This is a genomic window from uncultured Dokdonia sp. (assembly GCF_947492815.1).
In the GTDB taxonomy this organism is placed as follows: domain Bacteria; phylum Bacteroidota; class Bacteroidia; order Flavobacteriales; family Flavobacteriaceae; genus Dokdonia.
Map to the genome: position 1 here is coordinate 429,936 of NZ_CANLOB010000001.1, position 19,503 is coordinate 449,438.

A 19,503-nucleotide genomic window follows, 5' to 3' on the forward strand; every position below is an offset into this window, starting at 1 on the left:
TTAGTTTTTTTGCTTGTAGGCTTGTAATGTTTTATACTTTTCTTTCTTATAAATCTTAATGATCATATTAAATACTTTATCTCTAAAGGCAAATCCTGCAAGACCTGCAATTCCAACAAGTGCAAATCCAGAGACAGGTCCTAGTGTAAAATGTCCTATTGCGTATAGTGCCATAGGCCCTAGCATTTTTGGAAGGCTAATTAATAATGTTTTTATATTAAAAGCACTCTTATCTCCAAAGGCCTTTTTTCCGCTTGTAAGATCAATAGGTGTTTTAATATAAGCTCCACCTAGTAGTACAAGGTGTGCATTAACGCCCATATTAAAAATGGCTCCCACAAAAATTGCGGCAAGTACTTCCCACCCAAAATACACATACGGAATTGCTAAAACACTTGAAATTGCTGTTGCAATGACTACTAGTAACCACTTAGATCGTAAATATTCTTTATATCGAATATTTTGTGTCATCATAAGTGGATAATATGCACTATCCCAACTCGGCACAAATTGTCCAAAACTAAATAAGAAGCCTCCTGTTACAAACACCGCAGCAAACATTCTCATAAAAGGTCCTTCATATACTTCGATAAATCCTTCTCCAAAAAATAGTAATCCATAAAAAAGAAAGAGTACACTTAAGAATACTGTTGTTTTGGAACGTTTATTACGAAGAATGAGTTTCAAGTCATTTTTTAAGAAGGTAGATCCTTTTCCAAAACGATCCAACCATTCCATATTTTCTGTAGTTGCCGTTTTTGTCTTTTTAGATAATCCAGCATCTAGATATAAACGTTTTAAGAAATAGGTAAATGCATAATATGCAACACCTGCTAAAACAAGTATTGGAATAATTGCTAACCAAGGCATATCATACAATCCTTGGAAAAAAGTACCTGTATAGGAAGTAATATCAAAGTAGCCATAATATTGTAATCCTCCTAAAACAACAAATACAGCTCCCAAAAGCACTACAAAAACGGTCTCATCATTTAAGAACACATTGATGAAATTATTAATATAAATCAATGCCATGATTCCTAAATGCCATCTTATAACACCTAATGGACTATATCCTTGAGTTAAAAGAATAACACTAAAAGGAATAAAGAAAAAGGCATGTATGATATTAAAAAACGAAAGGGCCGTTTTTCCTAAAGCAAAATTTACAATCTTACTTTTCTTAAAAGGCATCAGCAACATAGGTTTTATGTTGATTACTGGCATTTTCTGAAAGAAATACCTTGCTATTAAGTCTACAACGAAATAATAGATTAAAAACTTATTTACAGTTTTTAAGGGCTCTAGTTCAGCTTTTTCTAATATAAAATATAAACCTGCTCCTAAACTTGCAAATACAACAATAAAATAGAGTGCTCCCAGTCCCATCAGGATTTTGAGAAATACATTTACTTGAAAAGAAGCACTCCTAAAGAAGGCTTTCCATTCTAAATTTAGAAATCGTTTAATCATTGCTCTTGATTGTTTACGGATAGTTAGTATTTAAAAAATGTGAAATGTTACATCTTCATCGTAATCCTTTGTATTTTTGCGCTCAAAAATATACGATGTCAAATTTCCATACACTTACGATACAATCTATTACCAGAGAAACAGCAAAAGCAATTTCTGTTGGTTTTTTGATTCCTTCAGGCCTAAAAGACATTTTTAGCTATCAAGCTGGTCAATATATTACTTTAAAAACAACTATAAATGGTCAGGAAATACGTCGTGCCTATTCCATTTGTAGTACTCCAGAAAGTGGAGAATTACGTGTTGCAATTAAGGAAGTAGAAGGCGGTACATTTTCTACGTTTGCAAATCGAGAATTAAAAGAAGGCGATACACTTGAGGTGGCACCACCAGAAGGAAGGTTTGTATTGGATTCCGCTTTCGCGAAAGCAAAAAAAACCTATTTAGCATTTGCGGCAGGTTCTGGAATTACTCCTATTATGAGTATGATCAAAACGACGCTTGAAAACTCTTCAGAAAGTGGTTTTGTTCTTGTGTATGGAAACAAACGCCCAGAAGATGCTATTTTCAGGGATGCATTATTAGCATTAAGAGATCAATATAACGATCGTTTTTCTATAGAATTTATTTATAGTCAGTCGAGAGAAGATGGCGCACATTTTGGGCGTATTATGAAGTCTACTGTCAATTTTGTATTTAAAAATAAATATGCTTCTTATGAGTTTAGTGACTATTATTTATGTGGTCCTGAAGCCATGATTAAAGAAGTTTCTAATGTATTAACCACAAACGGTATAAATGATAGTTCGATTCATTTTGAGCTCTTTACGGCTTCTACAGAAGAAGCTGAAATTGAAGAAGCTCTGGATGGAAAATCACATATTAAAGTACTTGTAGATGATGAGGAATTTGAGTTTACAATGGCTCAGGATACTGTAATTTTAGATGCTGCTCTTGATGAAGATATTGATGCACCGCACTCATGCCAAGGTGGAATTTGCAGTAGTTGTATTGCACGTGTGACTGAAGGGACTGCTGTCATGGAAAAAAATCAAATTCTTACAGATAGTGAAGTAGCAGAAGGACTTATCCTTACATGCCAAGCACACCCTACCTCAGCAAAACTGGTGGTAGATTATGATGATGTTTGATACCCCCTCATCCTAACCTTCTTCTCCCAAAGGAGAAGGAACTTATATGTATAGAAAATTTAAAAATAGAGTAATACTCTAATTTAGAGTGTTACTCTATTTTAGCCTTGATTCTTTTTTAAATTACCATTTCTTTTAGATTTTTAGAGATTGTAATTTGTATTTTTCGAGCATGTGGACGTATTACAGAGATGTTACTTTATACACACTAGCTATTACTTTGCTCACTTCTTTAGCAAGTGCTGCGATGTACGATTCTTTTATAGCTAGTTTGTATAATGCGCTTATCATTTTTGGTGTTTTTGGAACTGGATTAGGCGTTCTTGCATTTAATTATTTTCAAAAGGCGCAGTATTATATGTATCACAACCTTGGGTTTAAAAAATCACATCTTATAAAGCGTACGTGGTTTGTAAATGGAATCATCGCAATTATTGGTATAGGTATACTCACTGTATTGCAATGAAAAAAGTACTACACATACAGAATGTTTCTAAAAGTTTTGGTAAAAAAAAGATACTTAAAGACGTGTCTTTGCATTTCGCTCAAGGCGAAATTGTAAGCTTGTTTGGTCGCAATGGCTGTGGTAAATCTACCTTCCTTAAAATACTTTTTGGAACCCTCAAAGCAGACACTATTCAATTACAAATAGATAGTAAAAATATACATCCCAAGGACGTAATCCCAAACCAATGGATTGGGTATTTGCCTCAGGATAATTTTTTACCTAAGCACCTAAAAGTAAGGGATATCATTCCTTTATTTCATAGTGATGGAAATAATCAGGATCGTATTTTTAGAGCTCCTTTTGTAGAGAAGATAGCAACTCGTAAAATAGGCACGTTATCTCTTGGGGAACTTCGGTATCTTGAGTTATTATTGGTAGCACATTTGGAACATCCTTTTTTATTACTAGATGAGCCTTTCTCTATGATAGAACCTTTATATAAGGAGGTGATCAAAGAGTTTTTAATTTCACTTACTGAAGCAAGTCCAACACAAGTCGCTCCCAAAAAAGGAATTCTCCTCACCGATCATTACTACACTGATGTTTTAGATATCTCTGATCGTAATTTTGTAATGGTAGATGGAGTCTGTCAGGAAGCTAATACACTAGAAGACTTGAAACATTTAGGGTATTTGAAATAATAGCCAGTATTCTAAACAAAAATTTCAATGCATCTTAACTCTTCAAAACAGCCATTTTAAATTTTCGCTTTAAGCGAAAAAAAAGAATCCCAATCCCTGCTTTTTTATAGAGACGCATTTTATATTGTTAACCTTAGTGTAGTAGTGATAGATGTTATATACCAAGAAACTAATACATTGAAACAATTAAGATGTTTGTAATTAATACAACAAAAAAAGGGAGTTAGTTATTAAAAAATCTATTTTAGCGCTTATCAAAAATTGATGAACTCTATGAAAAAAATTACCTTCTTATTAGTTGTATTACTTTCATATACTGCATTTTCCCAAATTACTATAACCAATATTAGTTCATATCAAGTTTTTCAACGAAACGGTACAGGAAATGCAGATATTCCAATAGAAGGCACTTATAGTGGAACACCTGAAAGCATTGAAGCGAGGTGGAATAGCAATGATGTTTGGACAACATTAAGTATTAATGATTCTGAAACATTTTCAGGAACTTTAGTAGATCAAAACCAAGGTCAGGGAACACTAGAGATTCGATTTTCTAATGATCCTCTTATTGAAAGTTCTATAGAGTATGTAGGTGTTGGCGATATCTTTATTATTGCTGGGCAAAGTAATGCTTCTGGTAGAGGCCTGACATTGAATAATTACTCGCATCCAAGTTTAAAAGCTACGTTATTTGGTAATGATGATGTTTGGAAAGAGCTCTCCGACGCTTCAGATAGTCACATAGGTCAAGTAGATGAAGTGAGTATAGATTATATAGCAGCAGGTTCTGTATGGCCTCTGATTGCTACAGACATTATGGAAGTAGAAAATATTCCTGTAGCTTTTATTCCAACAGCTCAAGGAGGAACACGAGTTATTCAATGGCAGCCGGGAGATGATCATTTTGATCCGTCTACTTTATACGGGTCAATGAGTAGGCGTATTCAGGCAATTGGAGGAAAAATAAAAGGAATTTTATTTTTTCAGGGAGAATCTGATGCGCAAATGAATACAACACAAATGGATTATGAAGATTTACTGAACAACTATGTAAACACTGTTGTTTCAGATTTCCCAGGAGTTAGTGTAATTGTAGGGCAGATTGGACAAGCAAATTTTGATGATCTTGATCCTATTAGGGCTGCGCAAATTAATGTAGCTAATTCTAATATCAATGCTCATATTGGACCTGCGACCTATGATATAAATTTATCTGATGAAGAAGGAGACACACTTCATTATAAATCAGACAATGATATACAAGAGTTTGCTAGAAGATGGTTTATGGCGATTAATAATACGTACTACAGGGGTACAAACGGATATGGCCCTATCGTTATCACTGATGATGTTTCTTATAATCTGACAGAAAACAAGATTACGGTTCCGTTTAGCGGTAATACTTCTCCTGTTATTAATGAAGCATCTACAGTGACTGTAAATTCTTTTGATTTAATGAATGATAATATTGCTATATCTATTTCTTCTATTTCTATCACTAATAATAGTATAGAAATCACTCCTACATCTGTATTAGATGTTAATCAACCTATTACATTATCTTATGCTTCGTTAAACAAAGGGGTGGATGCAGCTATTTACGATATTGAAAATCTTCCTGCACAAAATTTCTACAATTTAGCTGTTCCTTTAGATGAGGAATTATCTACATCAAGCTTTTCAAAAAACAATCTTTCTATATATCCAAATCCAGTACAAGAATCGGTATTTCTTTCTTTTGACCCTTCTGTTAATGAAGAAATTACATTGAAACTATATGCTAGCACTGGTCAATTAATTATCACTAAAACTGCTCATACTAATGACCATACACTAGAAATAGACACATCAATACTACATTCAGGAATCTACTACTTGCACTTTCTAACAGAAGCAACTCAGGAAGTGAAAAAAATTATAAAGTATTAACGTACCTAATTCCTATACATAAGGTTTCCTAGATCAAATTGAATACCACTTGCTGTATTATAAATTAATTAGTCTTTCTTTAATGGCCTCATAATTTTTAACAGTTATAAACTTAGAAAAGTTAATTACTAATTTTTCATTATCATAAATGGGTTGTAACACTTGTAGCTCAGTATTAGTTACGTGTAATGTTTTAGAGAGTCCGTGGTAATTTCTTAAAAGCGGCACTACAAAATCATCATTTTCTGTTTGCATTTCAAAGTTTATTTGGCACATTTTTTATTCATTTATGATTATTTTTAGCCTACTGTTTATCAGTATCTTCAGCAAAAAGTTTTATATCTAGAGAATGAATAGGCATAAAAAAACCTCTCATTTCTGAGAGGCTGTTATTTTGACAAAAGCATACGTAATTAGTACTTCTATCTATTTTTTCGCGAAAGCGTACTTCTTTTTTAAAGCATTATAAAAGATTAGTGATTACTTTTAAATAAATCGCTTAATGATTTCTTTAACAGGTTCAATAGCTGTTGTTTTTTCTATAGAAGGTCCTGCCACCCATACAGTCTTGTATGTTGCTCCTTGAGCTGCTTTTGTAGTGTCGCGCATTCCTTTAGCAAAACGGATCATTTTTACCCACTTTTTGAGCTTTTTATTTTTGTTAAGAATACTTTCTAACCATGTTTGCTCAGTACCTATTTTTTGAACATAGGGCGTATTAATCACGGTACAAGGTGTTCCTGATATTTTCTGAGTCATCACAATATCATCAGCACCATAATCTACACAGGCTTGTTTGTATTCTTGAGAAACGGGTGCTTCTTCACTAGCAATAAAAGGACTTCCTATGCTTGCACCTATTGCGCCATAAGAGATCATATTATCAAGGTCTTTCTTATCTGCAATACCTCCGGCAGAAATCACTGGGATGGTACAATTTTCATTCAATTCTTTAATTAATGCTTCTGGGGTAGCATCACCTCTATGTCCTCCTGCTTGATTATTTACAGCTACTAAAGCATCACAGCCCATAGCTTCTACTTTTTTAGAGTATGCAAGATCTACGACATCACAAAACACTTTAATTCCTTTAGGTTTTGCACTCTCTATCACTTGTCTTGGACTTCCTAACGAAGTAATAATAAAATCAACGCCTAATTCACAAGCAGCTTCTAACTGTGCTGGATATTTTAAATTTGATTTATTGACAATAAGGTTAATTCCAAAGGCGCCTCCTGGGACTTTTGCAGCTTTCAATTGTGTAATTGCCTCCTTTAGTTCTTCTATGGTTCTATAATTAAGTGCAGGAACACAAGCCGCAATACCAGACTCCATTCCAGCGGTAAGCATCGCTACATTAGACACCAAAAACATAGGCGCCATAATAATAGGATACTTTATATCAAGAAGTTCTGTAAGTGGTGTTTTCTGGGTCATACCTATGGATTTATGTATTCAAAGATACAAAAATAGTATGCATGCATAACAAATTATAGCAAACTCATTAATCTATCTACGATCGTTTGAGGTGTGATGGTACGCATAACCTCTTCATATCCTTCAGGGACTTTATGACCATAAATAGAAGTTGGAATGGCAGGATACTGATCTCTATCAGAAAGTAAACAATGTGCTTCTTGATACAAAGGCGCAAATCCAGCATAAGGATGCGTTACTCCCCATACACTTACTGTAGGGACTCCATACATCGCTGCTAAATGCCCATTACCACTATCCATAGAAAGCATTGCGTCTAATTGAGCGATCAGATTAATTTCTTTAGGAAACCTCAAAACACCTGCTACAACTATAGCATTTTCACAATCTTCTGTAAGTGAATCTAGAACTTCTTTTTCATTAGGAGCACCAAATAAAAATAACTGTATTCCGGATTGTTGGTCTAATTTCTGAAGTACTTCTTTCATCAGATCTAACGGATATTGTTTTCCTTGATGTGCCGCAAAAGGTGCAATTCCAATAAGTTTCTTTTTCGTTTTACCTACGATTTCAATTACCTCTCTATCAATATTTGGTCTAGAAAGTATCTGAGGTATTATCTCCGAAAAACCTAATTGTTTAAAAACCTCAACATAGCGTTGTACAGTCGTTTTAAGGGGTTTGAAAAAAGAATTATTGGGAGATGTCAATGCCTTTTTTTCAGCTCTACCTTTATCTATCTTGGCATTTGGAAGTCTTAAAAAAAACCGCAACACCTTAGAGCGAAGTACATTATGCGTATCTGCTATATGTGTAATTCCTAGTTGTTTGAGTTCGCGAGAGAGTTTCCATATACCTACAATTCCTTTGTGGCGTGTATTGGTTTCGGCGGCTATAAAATGTACGTTAGGAATGGTGTCTATAATAGCCTTAAAAAAAGGTTTTGACAGTACGGTAATTTTTGTTTCTGGGTACGCTTTCGCGAAAGCGTATATCACAGGAATTAACATCGCCACATCCCCCATAGCCGAAAGTCGAATGATAAGGATATGTTGTGGTTTTTGCATAGGATCACCTCCACGTCTCCTCGAGCGCAGTCGAGAACCCAAGACCACTCGACTGCGCTCGAACGGACAATTACTTTTTAATATTACGAAGTACAGGGTTTAGCTCATCGTCATTATACATTTTCATTTGCTTGTATACCTTCATATACTTATCACCATGTGCGATATCACTTAATAGCGTGTCGATAGCCGTAGATAAATCAGCACGTTGCTCAATAAGGACATCTAATTTTGTTTTGCAGGCATCACGATGTTCTTGAGAAGCATCTTCTCTAGTAGCCTCTTCATGCATATGAAATACTTTAAGCGCAAGAATAGATAAACGATCTATTCCCCATGCTGGGCTTTCTGTATTTATGGTTGCATTTTCTTTAACTTTTACGTCCTTATATTTATCTAGAAAATAGCTATCTATATACTCCACCATATCTGTACGGTCTTGATTAGAAGCATCTATTTTACGTTTTAAAGTAAGAGCAGCCACAGGATCTATTTGAGGATCACGAATAATATCTTCATAATGCCATTGTACAGTATCAATCCAACATTTACGATATAAAAGATGAGAAATTACATCTTCGTTTTTGTTATACTTATTTTCAAAAGCTTGATCTACCGTATTGATAATATGGTAATTTTCTATTGCTTCTCTAAAAATACGGTTTGCTTTGTCTGTAAACATAGTTCTTACTTTTCTAAAATGTGTAAATATTCTGTAGTACGCTTGGCTTTATGCTTTCTATTCATATCTGCTTTAAAACGCTTGTAATCTGTGGTAGCAAGGTCATATTTTCCATAACGTTGCATTACCTTTCTTACAATGTCTGGAGGCATTAGTCCCTCATTATTATAGCTTAAAAAAATGTATTTAAATTGTGCATTTTTTATGAGTTCTTCAAAAGCGGCTACTACTTTTACGCTACTACAATAGGCGCTCCTTTCATAGTTACGTAAACCTGTTTTTCCTCTGGGTGCAAAGGTATCATATTTTGCAATAGTATTTAGTATATGATAGTTTGAGCCATACTGCCTCACATTATACGGAGGATCAAGATATAAAATGTCTCCTTCTATTTTTTTTACAAGTGCATTTCCATCTTCTTGAAATACCATATGACTATTAGGCGTTGTATCAAAACATGCCGGTTCCAATAGTATAGGAATTGCTGCTGCCACTTTAATTTTTTTTAAAAATGCGCCGTATACAGAAGCTGTATTTGCAATTTTATCAGCACTTTCTATCAATGAAGCCAGTAATAAAAAATAAGTGTCTTCTGTAATGACTTGGTTTTGTTTCCAAGTTTCTATTTTTTGGCGAATTGCGTCAATTTTTTGTGCATTTTCTTTTGAAAAGTACAAACGATCACTATCACCTCCTTCTCCATAATGTGTAAATATAAAACCAGGAGTGCCTTTTATGGTATTGAGTTCTTGAAAATATGATTCAATATTAAGTTCTTTATGATTCCCAATATAATTTCTGTTTAAAACATAGCTATAATATTCCAGATCATTTGCAATAACAGACTTTACAATAGATTTGAAATTGCGCCCTACACTTCCTGTTCCTGCAAATAGATCGCAGAATGTTTTTTGACTTAAATCATCTCCACAGACTTCTTTTACAGTTGTTTTTATAAAATCAGAGAGTCTATGTTTTGATCCTATGTAATTCATGGTGTTTCCTAGATACTATATCTTAGGTGATATAGTTACGGGCTGCAAATGTAAGGAGTTCCTATATTCTATCATGTATATGCGTGACTATGATAAAAAATAATGCGTAAAAGGTAGTAACACGACAATCCATAGTAGAAATTCTTTAAAAAATTTTCCAGAGGCATTTTCAAGATAATTTGTCATTATAATCGCTAAAGGGATTAGGAAAAAATACCATTCGGCTCCCGTTTTATTATTTGTAATAATCACAACAGTTACTGCGATAATCGCCATAAAAATAACCAATAAGTATAAGGGTCTTTGTGCGATAACTGCTCTTTTTGAATCCTGTATATACCTAGGAATAGTCCATAAAAAAAGTGTTGAAAAAACAGCTATAGGAACTAATAATGTCAATGATGTGTATGAAGAAAAGTCAAAAGAAAAATCGTCTATAATGGTAAGTATAAAAGATTGGTCTTCTCCTATAAAAATAACATAGCAAGTACATAATACCCCTACACAAATAATAGCAAGCAATGGAATAAACCAATATCTTAAGATAGTACTTCCATAAAATAATAGTCCTGCTAGTAATAGAATAGAAAATGTGCTTGTCCAAAAATAAGTGATGGTTGCAAGGCATAACCAAAGACCTGCGTCAAACAATTTACGCTCCATATGCAACCCAGATCTAAAACTGAGTATACGTCGCATTGCTAACATCACAAACACCCCTGCAATGATAATGTTAGGTGTCTGTAACGCTACTGGTAGCGTAGAAGCAAAGGAAGCAAATAATAAAATTCTATAAGATGTTCTCTTAGTCAGTTCATTTTTTTGAGATACAAAATTTAGTATAAATAGTGTCATAATAAACAACAACCATATCCCTAAAACTTGTAAAAACCCTTTCCATGTAAAGTCACCAAAAAACAGTTGATTATTTGCCGTAAAGTAACTTATAGACATATATACCAAAACAATAATGGTATGTATAGGCTTTGATGTGCTAAAAAAGCTTGTGAGCATAGGTGGTTTTTTCTATTTTTGCGCTATCGTAGTAAATAATATAACTACGTATAGCTAAGATACCATTATTGTAAACATACGAACTTATGAGTTTGACAGGATTTTTTGAAGGAATTCAAGCATTTGCAGAAGAAACATTATTTGCACCGTTTAACGCTCTTGCTGAAACAGAATTAACAAACTGGTGGGGTGCAAACGGCATCAACTGGATATTTATGATTATTTGTTGTGTAGCCATTGGTTACTGGATGCGTCAACTTGTAGATCATAATAAAGAAGGTGAAGAGAGACGAGACGCCATCTCTCATGGTTTCTTAGGCAAAGACAGTAATTTAGAACACGAATTATAGGTCAAAACCTATATCTGTACGATAATACATCCTATCAAAGTGTAGTTTTTCTATATTTTGATAGGATTTTTTTATGGCTTCTCTAAAGTTTGCATTAAAAGATGTAATTGCTATAACACGACCTCCATTAGTGACAACAGCTTCGTTCTTATGTGTTGTTCCTGCATGAAACACAATACTATCCTCTATCGTTTCTATTCCTGTAATCACTTTTCCTTTCTCATAAGCTTCTGGGTATCCTCCTGAAACGAGCATAATTGTTGTCGCAGAACGCTCATCTATTTGTAATGACTGCTCAGCTAATTTTCCTTGAGAAACTGCTTGAAACAAGGTTACCAAATCACTCTGAATACGTGGTAAAACCACCTCTGTCTCAGGATCTCCCATACGAACATTATACTCTATCACCTTAGGGTCATCTCCTACTTTAATCAACCCTATAAACACAAATCCTTTATACTCTATCTCTTCTTTAGCAAGACCATTAATTGTAGGTTTTACAATTTGCTCTTCTATTTTTTGCATAAAAGCAACATCCACAAAAGGAACTGGACTTACAGCTCCCATTCCTCCTGTATTTAATCCTGTATCTCCTTCACCAATACGTTTGTAATCTTTGGCCGTTGGAAGAATTTTATAATCTTTTCCATCAGTAAGTACAAAAACACTTAACTCTATTCCATCAAGAAACTCTTCTATCACTACAGTTGTACTTGCATCTCCAAACTTTCCGTCTAGCATATTGGCAAGTTCTATTTTAGCTTCTTCAATATTTTGAATAATTAATACCCCTTTTCCTGCTGCAAGACCATCTGCTTTTAATACATAAGGAGGTTGTAATGTTTCTAAAAACGCCTGACCTTCAGTAAGTGTTTCAGGAGTAAAACTTTGATATGCTGCTGTAGGAATTCCATGAGCCATCATAAATTCTTTAGCACGTTCCTTACTTCCTTCTAGCGTTGCCCCTTCTTTTGAAGGACCAATGACTGCTACATGTTTTAATGCCTCGTCTGATTTAAAAAAGTCATACACCCCTTGCACTAAAGGATCTTCTGGCCCTACAACAACCATCTCAATGTTTTCTTTAATCACTAGCGCTTTAATAGCTTCAAAATCTGTCACACCTACAGCAACATTAGTTGCTATTTGAGCTGTCCCTGCATTTCCAGGCGCTACAAACAAGTTATCACAAAGCTGACTTTGTGCCATTTTATATGCAAATGTGTGTTCTCTTCCTCCAGATCCTAAGATTAAAATATTCATTGAGTCGTGTTTTTGTATCAAAATACAAAAGTAGTTTGTCTATACTTTTAGGGCAAGTCAAAAGGATAGTATTATAACATTATTTTTTAAAAACATCTGTTTACTGCACCACAACTGTATTAAAGTAATGATTTCGAGAAAGAATCATTCAAAAATTATCAAATAACTGTACAATATTATTGATTTTCGTAAAGAAGAAACGGTGCGTTTTACCACGGATCTGAACACAACTTCAAAAACTAATAGTATGTTATCGCTATAATATGTATAAAAGCTTATACAAACGATCGGCTTTTTGATTCGAAAAAATCTCTTTCAGACTATTTATTAAAGAATTAATTCCATTAGCGTCAATATTGCTATTACTGAAAATCGTGTTATTGTACCTCTCTTGTAATATGACAAAAGAATAGTAACTAAAGGTGGTTTAGAGGTTTTTAAGCTTTTTGAGTAGGTCATTACTTAATCTTATTTAGTTTTAATCTACAATTTTAAGAAGCCTTTTTATTATTAATGAAATATTTTTTTTAATTCTGAAATTAGAATATCTACTTTTTTTAGCATGGACTACATTATTCTTTATATTTAGTACATGATTATATTCCTCATGCATTACAGGTATAAAGATTAACCCTTTAAGTTTCTTTTTCTCTATTAAGTTTTTAAATCTTTTAGAAACTATCTGCAACTTTTGAGCACTACCTCCACCACCAAAATATTCATATGTCTCAACAATATCAAAATTAGAATTGAATATATTCTTGTCGAAGCAGTAACCTCCAATAAAAGGGTGATGATACTTGATTCGCCCACAATAATTATTTTCTTTACTTTTATTTAACCCTTCTTCATTATTGTATCTACAGGTAATAGTATCAGTATTATAACTGTTAAATCCTTTATCAAGAACTGTGTCTATATGTAATTGATAGAAGTCTTTAATTTTAACATTCTCTTTATGTAAGACAGGTTGCGTAAACCTTACCCCTCTAACCCCCTCTCTTTCAATTAGTTTTTTAGCAACATCACGAACAAAAACTGCTCCAAACTCCCAATGTAATCCCCAAAATTGAAGCTGCTTTTGTTTAGGTTCTGACTTAAGTCTATATACATTGTTCTGAACTTTCCCTATATCGCAAAATTTACAATAGTTTTCTAAGTTAAATGTAGATTCTCTATAGACAAACTTTTTTTCAGGTTGAGGGTATTGATATTCTCCAGTTCTTATTAAAAACCATTCAGCATTTTTTTCATCTTCTTTATCATATTCGGTTCCTATAACTTGGGGTTCTAGATATTCATTTAACTTCTTTTTTAGTACGATAAAATCTGAATTGTCTTCATATAAATAAAATTCAATATTATATTTAAAACTTGGAATTACGCAATTAAGGTCTTCCTTATATTTATAGCTATGAGAATATTCATCAAGAATTTTCATAACAGGTCCAATGACATTTAAATGACTATTGGAATTTAAATATCTATGCATTATTCTCATATACAAATTAGTTTTTTACTAAAATAGCTATTTTAGATTCTGTCTAATTTAAATATTTATTTGTCTCTTTAGGTTAAACAATTTTACTTTTAAAAATTATCAATCCGACAGAATCTTATTTTTAAGTTACCTTTTAAAAACGAGCTTGTTATGAATATAAATATAACAATCAAACTACTCCATTTTTGAATTCATTTTCAGATTTCTCAACATTGAATGTCACCAATAAATTCGGTACATTTGATTAGTGAATTTATTTAATTGGACATTAAAGTTTAAAGGATTTGATATCGCTTTCGCGAAAGCGGAATTAGCTCGCATCCAATCTATTCCCGAAGATCAATACCTTGCCTATGTAGAAGAAAAAAAACAAGCTATTGTAGCCTATCACAAGCAGCATAATTCTTTCTATAAACAACTTGCTAAGCAACAACAAAATGATACTTGGAATTCGTTACCTGTACTCACTAAAGCCCATTTACAACAGCCATTACAAGAGCGACTCTCTACAAGGTATACTACTAAAAACGTATATGTAAATAAAACATCAGGCTCTTCTGGACATCCATTTATTTTTGCTAAAGACAAGGTCTCTCATGCACTTTCTTGGGCAAGTTTTCAGGATCGGTATACATGGTTCGGTCTAGATGTAAATACTTCAAAACAAGCTCGTTTTTATGGAATCCCGCTTGATTTTATAGGCTATCGTAAAGAACGTCTTAAAGATTGGTTAGGCAATAGATATCGCTTTCCTATTTTTGATTTAAGTGATATCCAGCTCAAAAAAATACATCAAAAATTTACAACCACTGCTTTTGAATACCTCAACGGATACACGAGTAGTATTGTACTATTTGCCAAGTACTTAAAACAGCACAAGATTATTCTTAAAGACATATGTCCATCTCTTAAAGCGTGTATTGTAACTAGTGAAATGCTTTTTGAAAGTGATAAAGTGCTTATGGAAACTCAGTTTGATATTCCAATCATTAATGAATACGGCGCTTCAGAACTAGGTCTTATTGCATTTCAAAATACCTCCGATGAATTTCAAGTAGATAGCGAATTATTATATGTTGAGATTTTGGATGATCAAAATATGCCTGTTCCTCATGGAGAATCTGGTCGAATTGTCATCACCTCTTTATATAATAAAGCACATCCATTTATACGCTATGATATTGGGGATGTGGGCACGCTTTCGCGAAAAAGTACGCCTAAAAAACCCATTCTAAAAAAACTCACAGGTCGTACCAATGATATTGCACGCCTCCCTAGCGGAAAAGTTGTACCGGGTCTTACCTTTTATTATGTCACTAAAAGTGTCATTGAAGAAGATGGAAATGTCTCTGAATTTGTCATTGAACAAATCGCTTTAGACACGTTTAAAGTGATCTATACAGCACAAAGAACATTGACATCAGAAGAGGAAGAAACGATCAAACAAGCGACTTATAAGTACCTAGAAGGAGGTCTTAGGGTGCTTTTTGAAAAAGTTGAAAAGATGGATCGTAGTAAACGTGGGAAGTTGAAGCAGTTTGTGAGTAGGTTATAAGAAGCATTGAACATTTGATATAGAACGTTGTATCTGGTTGGCGTAAATGTGACGTAAACTTGGCGTTATCATTAATAGCAAACTCAAAATACATTTGCTGAAATAGAATTTACATATGGAAACTAAAAATTTAGCAAAAAAATTAAAAGAATTAAGGGCTTTGAGAGGAATGTCTCAAGAATATTTAGCAGAAGAATCACGAGTCGGCTTACGAACAATTCAAAGAATAGAAAATAATGAATCTACACCTACCGGTGAGACTATTAAAAGAATTACAAGTGCCCTAAATGTAGCATTGAGCGAATTATCTGGTTCAAGCACTATCTCAGAAACAGTAGATATCAAAGCGACGATTGTTTTTTTAAAAAAACAACTTAGCAAAACCATCAAAAAATCTGAAATCAGGACCTTCAAACATTTCATCAATATTTTAGAAAGGCTTAAAGAAAAAGAATTAAGCTCAGAACAACTTGAAGGAATTGAGAGTTATTTAAGGTATTTAGAACTTGAAAAAATACCTTCATTCAGCAATGAAATATATAAGAAGAAGCTTATTAAATTCAGAAAATATCTGAAAAACAAATTAAGGTTTGTTCCTTCAAATTTTTACACATTCTGGACAGCTAATTTTGGAATTTCATTTACTGTTAGTTTTTTTACAGTTGGTTTTATGAGTCAAAATAAAATTGACTATACGATTAAATTTGGTGTGATTCTAGCTTTGATTTTAGCAATGACCCTCGCTATAATTACGGATTTAAAAATGAAGAAACAAAACCGTTCCTTTCATTTTTAGAAGCTAGACCTGTAATTAAGATGCTGTCTTCTCAACCCAAGTTGTTCTCACAAAAAAGTACTCATAAAAAAATCGCAATAAATAGAACGCAGATTTGATCCAAGAGTATCCAAGGTACTCTTTATAAAACTTGAAATTATATTTTACTAAATTGAGTTTATTTGAACTCATAGAGCTTTCATGAATTCTGTAATAGGCTAGATCTTCTTGAATACCTAGAGCAGGTCTGTTTGATTTTTTTATAGCTTCTAGCCATACTGCCCAGTCTTGTCGTTTTCGTATGTTAGGGGCTATTATTTTGCCTATTTCAGCAGCTTTATACATACCCGTTAAATTACCAACGTAATTATTGCTATGCTGTTTTTGATACGTGAGTTTTGGCAATGCTTTGATGCGTTTTCCTAATGCGTTTCCTTCTTCATTGATATGCGTATAACTCGTATAGGAAACTGCCGCATGGTGCTCTTGCATGAGCTTCAGTTGTTTTTCGAGTTTTTCAGGATGCCATAAATCGTCTGCATCTAAAAAAGCAATATAATCTCCAGTAGCGAGTTCTGTCGCTTTATTTCGGGATTGAGCAGCACCACTATTTCGCGAAAGCGTAATTACTTTAATACGGGTATCTTTTTTGGCAAGTTCTTCTGCCAACTGTAGTGAATTATCCGTAGAACAATCATTTACAACAAGTTGTTCCCAGTTAGTATGGGTTTGTGCTTGCACACTTTTTAAGGTCGCTATGATATATTTTTCTGCATTATACAGTGGAGTGATGATAGAAACAAGTGGTACATTTTTAATAGGCTTTTTCATCTCCTGCTAATGCCTTTATAATGGTCTGAATAACGATCTTTATATCTAGAAGTAATGACCAGTTTTCAATATAAAAAATATCAAACTTTACGCGATTTATAATATCGTGATCGGTTTCTACTTCTCCCCTATATCCGCTTACTTGTGCAAGTCCTGTAATACCCGGTTTAATAAAATGACGTACCATAAATTTATCGATACGTTCTGCATACATATGTGTATGACTTACCATATGGGGTCTTGGGCCAACTACAGACATTTCTCCTTTAAGAACATTGATAAATTGCGGTAATTCATCAATACTTGTATGTCGTATAGCACGTCCTAAACGTGTGATACGTTGATCATTTCTACTCACCTGATGGAGATCTGCCGTTGGATTAGGTTGCATAGACCTAAATTTATAGCAATAGAACTCTTTGTAATCAAGACCATTTCGTTTTTGTTTAAAAAACACAGGTCCTTTTGAGTCTAGTTTTATTAAAATGGCCATAATAGGTGTAAGCCACGAAAGTAAACCAACGAGTACTACTATAGACATCACAATATCAAAGGTACGTTTGATAAACTGATTAAGTGGGGTGTCTATAGGTATGGTACGTAATGATAATATGGGTGTAATTCCAATATATTGGTAATTAAGCTTCTTTGTGAAGATCTCTTTATTATCAGGAATGAACTTAAGTATCTTAAGGTTATTATCTGTAAATTCTGATATCTCTCGTATTTGTTCGTTTGTAAATTCTGAAATAGAGCAATAAATCTCATCAATACTGTTTTCTACAATAAAGGCAAAACATGACTCTAACGAATCATCTCCAGAGGGACGTATATCAAATTTACGAATTACTTGATATCCATAAGGTTTATTAGAATTAAAGAAGTTTTCTAGTTGCTTTGTTTTTGAGTTGGCTCCTAAAATAACAACACGTCTAAAATTTCCTCCTAAAACGGTTCTATATTTTTTAAGAAGATAAAAGATGCCTAATTTAACAATTGTTATACCTATAAATACATAAATAATATAATAGATAATTTGTTGAGGAGTACTATTAATCTCATGGAAGAATCCGAAAAAAGCAAAAACCAATAGGGTAAATAAAACCAGTTGAATTCCTAATAAAGAAAAGATTCTTATAAGAGGCGTGTACCGATATACCTCATAAAAATTAGACTTGATCGCCGAAACAATCCAGGTAAATGTTATAAATCCAACAAAAAGGAATAGATGTGCCTCCATCACAAGACACAACTTTGCGAGTATAACAATGATCAAAAGATCAAGGCTATATACGATAGGCCTAATAAAGCCAGAATATCTTCCTTTTTTGTAGGCCATTTATTTTACAATATGCTTTGAAAAGTCTTTATGTTCGCTCTTGTGTAATTGCTCTTTTGTAAGACTTTTGAAATATTCGAATGTTTTTTTCATTCCTTCGCTACGAGGTACTGTTGCTTCCCATCCTAAAATCTCTTTAGCAAGACTAATATCTGGTTTGCGTTGCATCGGATCATCTACAGGTAAATCTTTATAAATAATTTTTTGATCTGTTCCTGTTAATTTTATAATCTCCTCTGCAAAGTCTTTTATAGTAATCTCATCGGGGTTTCCAATATTTACAGGCAGCGCATAATCACTCATAAGCAATCTATATATTCCTTCTATTTGATCATCTACATAACAAAAAGAACGTGTTTGTAAACCATCTCCAAAAATAGTTAAATCTTCGCCTCTTAATGCTTGCCCCATAAAAGCCGGAATTACTCTACCATCATTGAGTCTCATTCTGGGGCCATAGGTATTAAAAATACGTACGATACGGGTTTCTAGACCATGAAAACGATGATATGCCATGGTAATAGATTCCTGAAAGCGCTTGGCTTCATCATATACACCTCTAGGTCCTATAGTATTAACATTACCATAGTAATCTTCTGTTTGAGGATGTACTAATGGATCTCCATATACTTCTGATGTGGAAGCAATAAGGATGCGCGCATTTTTCTCTTTTGCTAGACCTAAAAGATTATGGGTTCCTAAAGACCCTACTTTAAGTGTTTGAATAGGTATTTTAAGGTAGTCTATAGGGCTTGCTGGTGATGCAAAATGTAATATATAATCAAGTTTTCCTGGTACATGTACAAACTTTGTAACGTCATGATTATAAAACTCAAATTGTTCGAGTTTAAATAAGTGTTCGATATTAGCAAGGTCACCAGTAATAAGATTATCTATTCCTATTACGTGATATCCTTCTTTTATAAATCGATCACATAGATGGGAGCCCAAAAAACCTGCGGCTCCTGTTATTAAAACTCGTTTACTCATAA

20 protein-coding genes are annotated in these 19,503 nt (G+C 33.5%); 8 read left to right on the forward strand and 12 right to left on the reverse strand.

Annotated elements, in window-relative coordinates:
- Complete coding sequence (locus Q1A01_RS02205; protein WP_299675294.1) at positions 1-1,473, reverse strand: DUF5687 family protein; 1,473 nt, start codon at positions 1,471-1,473, stop codon at positions 1-3.
- A 95-nt stretch (positions 1,474-1,568) separates the two neighbouring features.
- On the opposite strand from Q1A01_RS02205, the gene Q1A01_RS02210 reads away from it, so the two are divergent.
- From Q1A01_RS02210 to Q1A01_RS02225, 4 genes are all read left to right on the forward strand, one after another.
- Entirely contained in the window at positions 1,569-2,624 is a 1,056-nt protein-coding gene (locus Q1A01_RS02210; protein ID WP_299675595.1) for a ferredoxin--NADP reductase, read from the forward strand.
- 172 nt (positions 2,625-2,796) lie between these two features.
- A complete protein-coding gene (locus tag Q1A01_RS02215; protein ID WP_299675296.1) occupies positions 2,797-3,090 on the forward strand; it encodes a hypothetical protein in 294 nt (97 codons plus the stop codon).
- Positions 3,087-3,773: an ATP-binding cassette domain-containing protein gene (locus Q1A01_RS02220; protein ID WP_299675299.1), complete on the forward strand. Its 687-nt coding sequence runs from the start codon at positions 3,087-3,089 to the stop codon at positions 3,771-3,773. Before Q1A01_RS02215 ends, Q1A01_RS02220 begins: the two co-directional genes overlap by 4 nt.
- Before the next feature lie 273 nt (positions 3,774-4,046).
- Complete coding sequence (locus Q1A01_RS02225) at positions 4,047-5,702, forward strand: sialate O-acetylesterase (protein WP_299675302.1); 1,656 nt, start codon at positions 4,047-4,049, stop codon at positions 5,700-5,702.
- 57 nt (positions 5,703-5,759) lie between these two features.
- Here Q1A01_RS02225 and Q1A01_RS02230 read toward each other — a convergent pair whose 3' ends face one another.
- From Q1A01_RS02230 to Q1A01_RS02255, 6 genes are all read right to left on the reverse strand, one after another.
- On the reverse strand, positions 5,760-5,978 hold the full coding sequence (locus Q1A01_RS02230; RefSeq protein WP_299675305.1) for a hypothetical protein: 219 nt from the start codon (positions 5,976-5,978) through the stop codon (positions 5,760-5,762).
- 210 nt (positions 5,979-6,188) lie between these two features.
- On the reverse strand, positions 6,189-7,139 hold the full coding sequence (locus Q1A01_RS02235) for a nitronate monooxygenase (RefSeq protein WP_299675308.1): 951 nt from the start codon (positions 7,137-7,139) through the stop codon (positions 6,189-6,191).
- A gap of 53 nt (positions 7,140-7,192) precedes the next feature.
- Complete coding sequence (locus tag Q1A01_RS02240) at positions 7,193-8,206, reverse strand: glycosyltransferase family 9 protein (RefSeq protein WP_299675311.1); 1,014 nt, start codon at positions 8,204-8,206, stop codon at positions 7,193-7,195.
- A 70-nt stretch (positions 8,207-8,276) separates the two neighbouring features.
- Positions 8,277-8,888, reverse strand: a complete 612-nt coding sequence (locus Q1A01_RS02245) for a DUF4254 domain-containing protein (RefSeq protein ID WP_299675314.1) — start codon at positions 8,886-8,888, stop codon at positions 8,277-8,279.
- A gap of 5 nt (positions 8,889-8,893) precedes the next feature.
- Complete coding sequence (locus Q1A01_RS02250) at positions 8,894-9,883, reverse strand: DNA adenine methylase (RefSeq protein ID WP_299675317.1); 990 nt, start codon at positions 9,881-9,883, stop codon at positions 8,894-8,896.
- An 87-nt stretch (positions 9,884-9,970) separates the two neighbouring features.
- Positions 9,971-10,897: a DUF6427 family protein gene (locus tag Q1A01_RS02255; protein ID WP_299675320.1), complete on the reverse strand. Its 927-nt coding sequence runs from the start codon at positions 10,895-10,897 to the stop codon at positions 9,971-9,973.
- A gap of 86 nt (positions 10,898-10,983) precedes the next feature.
- Here Q1A01_RS02255 and Q1A01_RS02260 point away from each other — a divergent pair, with 86 nt between their 5' ends.
- Positions 10,984-11,247, forward strand: a complete 264-nt coding sequence (locus Q1A01_RS02260; RefSeq protein WP_366520080.1) for a uracil phosphoribosyltransferase — start codon at positions 10,984-10,986, stop codon at positions 11,245-11,247.
- Here Q1A01_RS02260 and purD read toward each other — a convergent pair.
- Positions 11,242-12,510: a phosphoribosylamine--glycine ligase gene (gene purD, locus Q1A01_RS02265; protein WP_299675323.1), complete on the reverse strand. Its 1,269-nt coding sequence runs from the start codon at positions 12,508-12,510 to the stop codon at positions 11,242-11,244. The two genes, Q1A01_RS02260 and purD, sit on opposite strands and share 6 nt — an antisense overlap.
- A 478-nt stretch (positions 12,511-12,988) precedes the next feature.
- Positions 12,989-14,011 carry a hypothetical protein gene (locus Q1A01_RS02270; RefSeq protein WP_299675326.1) on the reverse strand — a complete coding sequence of 341 codons (1,023 nt, stop codon included), beginning with the start codon at positions 14,009-14,011 and terminating at the stop codon, positions 12,989-12,991.
- Positions 14,012-14,258: 247 nt separating this feature from the next.
- Here Q1A01_RS02270 and Q1A01_RS02275 point away from each other — a divergent pair, with 247 nt between their 5' ends.
- Together Q1A01_RS02275 and Q1A01_RS02280 are read left to right on the forward strand one after the other, a co-directional pair.
- Positions 14,259-15,566: a phenylacetate--CoA ligase family protein gene (locus Q1A01_RS02275; RefSeq protein ID WP_299675329.1), complete on the forward strand. Its 1,308-nt coding sequence runs from the start codon at positions 14,259-14,261 to the stop codon at positions 15,564-15,566.
- A gap of 115 nt (positions 15,567-15,681) precedes the next feature.
- Positions 15,682-16,362, forward strand: a complete 681-nt coding sequence (locus Q1A01_RS02280) for a helix-turn-helix transcriptional regulator (RefSeq protein WP_299675332.1) — start codon at positions 15,682-15,684, stop codon at positions 16,360-16,362.
- Between the two features lie 15 nt (positions 16,363-16,377).
- Here the strand turns inward: Q1A01_RS02280 and Q1A01_RS02285 are convergent, their stop codons facing one another.
- Together Q1A01_RS02285 and Q1A01_RS02290 are read right to left on the reverse strand one after the other, a co-directional pair.
- Positions 16,378-17,172: a glycosyltransferase family 2 protein gene (locus Q1A01_RS02285; RefSeq protein ID WP_299675335.1), complete on the reverse strand. Its 795-nt coding sequence runs from the start codon at positions 17,170-17,172 to the stop codon at positions 16,378-16,380.
- A complete protein-coding gene (locus tag Q1A01_RS02290) occupies positions 17,156-18,412 on the reverse strand; it encodes an undecaprenyl-phosphate glucose phosphotransferase (RefSeq protein WP_366520081.1) in 1,257 nt (418 codons plus the stop codon). The genes Q1A01_RS02285 and Q1A01_RS02290 overlap by 17 nt, the downstream gene beginning before the upstream one ends.
- Between Q1A01_RS02290 and Q1A01_RS23870 the strand changes: the two genes are divergently transcribed.
- A complete protein-coding gene (locus Q1A01_RS23870) occupies positions 18,348-18,506 on the forward strand; it encodes a hypothetical protein (protein ID WP_366520082.1) in 159 nt (52 codons plus the stop codon). The two genes, Q1A01_RS02290 and Q1A01_RS23870, sit on opposite strands and share 65 nt — an antisense overlap.
- 5 nt (positions 18,507-18,511) lie before the next feature.
- Here Q1A01_RS23870 and Q1A01_RS02295 read toward each other — a convergent pair whose 3' ends face one another.
- A complete protein-coding gene (locus tag Q1A01_RS02295; RefSeq protein ID WP_299675341.1) occupies positions 18,512-19,501 on the reverse strand; it encodes a UDP-glucuronic acid decarboxylase family protein in 990 nt (329 codons plus the stop codon).
- Positions 19,502-19,503: the final 2 nt, after the last annotated feature.

Bases quoted from the DNA above. Each gene is read 5' to 3' on its own strand.
- Q1A01_RS02205 (WP_299675294.1), bottom strand. From the start codon at position 1,473: ATGATTAAACGATTTCTAAATTTAGAATGGAAAGCCTTCTTTAGGAGT.
- Q1A01_RS02210 (WP_299675595.1), top strand. From the start codon at position 1,569: ATGTCAAATTTCCATACACTTACGATACAATCTATTACCAGAGAAACA.
- Q1A01_RS02215 (WP_299675296.1), top strand. From the start codon at position 2,797: ATGTGGACGTATTACAGAGATGTTACTTTATACACACTAGCTATTACT.
- Q1A01_RS02220 (WP_299675299.1), top strand. From the start codon at position 3,087: ATGAAAAAAGTACTACACATACAGAATGTTTCTAAAAGTTTTGGTAAA.
- Q1A01_RS02225 (WP_299675302.1), top strand. From the start codon at position 4,047: ATGAAAAAAATTACCTTCTTATTAGTTGTATTACTTTCATATACTGCA.
- Q1A01_RS02230 (WP_299675305.1), bottom strand. From the start codon at position 5,978: ATGTGCCAAATAAACTTTGAAATGCAAACAGAAAATGATGATTTTGTA.
- Q1A01_RS02235 (WP_299675308.1), bottom strand. From the start codon at position 7,139: ATGACCCAGAAAACACCACTTACAGAACTTCTTGATATAAAGTATCCT.
- Q1A01_RS02240 (WP_299675311.1), bottom strand. From the start codon at position 8,206: ATGCAAAAACCACAACATATCCTTATCATTCGACTTTCGGCTATGGGG.
- Q1A01_RS02245 (WP_299675314.1), bottom strand. From the start codon at position 8,888: ATGTTTACAGACAAAGCAAACCGTATTTTTAGAGAAGCAATAGAAAAT.
- Q1A01_RS02250 (WP_299675317.1), bottom strand. From the start codon at position 9,883: ATGAATTACATAGGATCAAAACATAGACTCTCTGATTTTATAAAAACA.
- Q1A01_RS02255 (WP_299675320.1), bottom strand. From the start codon at position 10,897: ATGCTCACAAGCTTTTTTAGCACATCAAAGCCTATACATACCATTATT.
- Q1A01_RS02260 (WP_366520080.1), top strand. From the start codon at position 10,984: ATGAGTTTGACAGGATTTTTTGAAGGAATTCAAGCATTTGCAGAAGAA.
- purD (WP_299675323.1), bottom strand. From the start codon at position 12,510: ATGAATATTTTAATCTTAGGATCTGGAGGAAGAGAACACACATTTGCA.
- Q1A01_RS02270 (WP_299675326.1), bottom strand. From the start codon at position 14,011: ATGAGAATAATGCATAGATATTTAAATTCCAATAGTCATTTAAATGTC.
- Q1A01_RS02280 (WP_299675332.1), top strand. From the start codon at position 15,682: ATGGAAACTAAAAATTTAGCAAAAAAATTAAAAGAATTAAGGGCTTTG.
- Q1A01_RS02285 (WP_299675335.1), bottom strand. From the start codon at position 17,172: ATGAAAAAGCCTATTAAAAATGTACCACTTGTTTCTATCATCACTCCA.
- Q1A01_RS02290 (WP_366520081.1), bottom strand. From the start codon at position 18,412: ATGGAGGCACATCTATTCCTTTTTGTTGGATTTATAACATTTACCTGG.
- Q1A01_RS02295 (WP_299675341.1), bottom strand. From the start codon at position 19,501: ATGAGTAAACGAGTTTTAATAACAGGAGCCGCAGGTTTTTTGGGCTCC.